The following is a 2178-nucleotide window of genomic DNA, read 5'->3' as shown; positions in this document are numbered from 1 at the left end:
GCGTGGCAAGCTTCGTTGCTTCGCACTCGCCCGTCACAGCCCGCTGATGCAGCATCCGCCGCAACTCCCCCGCCAGCGCCAGCCCGAGCTGGAGCATGACTATGCCCGCAGCCCGGCGCTGGGCTACGAGGCGCCGGAGGACGTGGGCTTCATCCGCTGCCTGTCGCACGGCTTTCCGACGCCGCTGGCGCGCTGGCACCACCACGACGAGTACGAACTGCACCTGATCGTCGCCAGCTCGGGCAAGGCCTTCGTGGGCGACTGGATCGGGCCGTTCCAGCCCGGCCACCTGGTGCTGTGCGGCCCGCGGCTGCCACACAACTGGATCTCGATGGACCTGCCCGAAGGCGGCTTTGCGCAGCGCGACCTGGTGATCCAGTTTCCCCACGCGCCGATTGCCGCCGCGGCCGAGCACATTCCCGAGCTGGCCGAAGCGCTGCCGCTGCTGGAGCGGGCGCGCCGCGGCATCGAGTTCTTCGGCCTGGCCGAGCAGGCGCGTGCGCACTGGGAGCGTGTGAAGGCCACGCACGGGCTGCTGCGCTTCGCGGCCTTTGCCGAATTCCTCGGCGAGCTGGCGCACTGCACCGACTACCGGCTGCTCTCCAGCGTGCAGATGCAGAGCGCCGACGACGACACCCAGCTGGATCAGATCAACGCCATCGTCAGCCGCATCACCGACAACGTGGCCCAGCCGCTGTCGGCCAGCGAACTCGCCGGCGAACTCGGCATGAGCGAGAGTCGCTTCTCGCGCTTCTTCCGCCGCGCCACCGGCAACACCTTCACCGACTTCGTCAACCGCATCCGCGTGAACCGCGCCTGCCAGCTGCTGATGGACTCGGACCGGCTGGTCACGCACATCTGCTTCGAGGTTGGCTTCAACAACGTCGCCAACTTCAACCGCCGTTTCCTGGACATCAAGGGCATGACGCCCACCGAATTCCGCCGCCAGTCCGGCCAGCGCTTCGGCCTGCTGCCCGACGGCCGAAGGAACTGAACCCCATGTACCTTGGCATCGACCTCGGCACCTCCGAGATCAAGCTGCTGCTGCTCGACATGCGGCAGCGCATCGTCGCCACCACCGGCGAAGCCCTGACGCTCTCGCGCCCGCAGCCACGCTGGAGCGAACAACATCCGCTGCAGTGGTGGACCGCGGCCGACGCCGCGATGCAGCGCCTGGCCGCCACCCACCCCGCCGCAATGGCAGAGGTGCGCGCCACCGGCCTGTCCGGCCAGATGCACGGCGCGGTGGTGCTGGACGCCAACGACATGGTGCTGCGCCCGGCCATCCTGTGGAACGACGGCCGCAGCGGCGCCGAATGCGAATGGCTGATGCAGACGCAGCCGCAGCTGCCGGCCATCGCCGGCAACCTGGCGATGCCGGGCTTCACGGCGCCCAAGCTGGTCTGGCTCTCGCGCCACGAGCCGGCGTTGTTCGAGCGCATTGCCAGCGTGCTGTTGCCCAAGGACTGGCTGCGGCTGCAGCTCACCGGCGACAAGGTCAGCGACATGTCCGACGCGGCCGGCACGCTGTGGCTGGACGTGGCGCGGCGGGATTGGTCGGACGAGCTGCTGGCTGCCTGTGGACTGAGCCGCAGCCACATGCCGCGGTTGGTGGAAGGAAGCGAAGTCAGCGGCCGGCTGAGGCTTTCGCTGGCGCAGCGCTGGGGCCTGCCGGCGGACGTGCTGGTGGCCGGTGGTGGTGGCGACAACGCGGCCAGCGCGGTCGGCATTGGCGCGGTCAAGCCAGGGCAGGGCTTCCTGTCGCTGGGCACCTCGGGTGTGCTGTTCGTCTGCAATGACCGCTTCCGGCCCAACCCGTCTTCCGCTGTGCACGCCTTCTGCCACGCGCTGCCGGGCCGCTGGCACCAGATGAGCGTGATGCTGTCTGCCGCAAGCTGCCTGGCCTGGGCCGCCAAGCTCACCGGGCAGCCCGACGTGGCCACGCTGCTGGCCCAGGCCGCCACCTTGAGCGAAGCCGAGAAGGCCGCCGCGCCATTGTTCCTGCCTTACTTGTCAGGCGAACGTACGCCGCACAACAACCCGCACGCCAGCGGCTCGCTGACCGGCCTGACGCATGAACACGGCCCGGCCCACATCGCCCACGCGGTGATGGAAGGCGTGGCCTTTGGCCTGCGCGACGGCTGGCGCGCGCTGGCCGCAGCCGGCACCGAAGTGGGT

General features: G+C 69.6%; 2 protein-coding genes. Both read left to right on the top strand.

The features are described from left to right. Positions 1-46 precede the first annotated feature (46 nt). On the top strand, positions 47-994 hold the full coding sequence (locus FKP22_RS28010; RefSeq protein WP_141291324.1) for an AraC family transcriptional regulator: 948 nt from the start codon (positions 47-49) through the stop codon (positions 992-994). 5 nt (positions 995-999) lie between these two features. Then, positions 1000-2178: xylulokinase (xylB, locus tag FKP22_RS28005; protein ID WP_141291322.1), on the top strand; the 1179-nt coding region annotated here is incomplete at its 3' end.

It is taken from the genome of Ideonella azotifigens (genome assembly GCF_006519715.1).
Lineage (GTDB): Bacteria > Pseudomonadota > Gammaproteobacteria > Burkholderiales > Burkholderiaceae_C > Ideonella > Ideonella azotifigens.
This window is presented reverse-complemented; position numbering and strand designations above follow the sequence as displayed.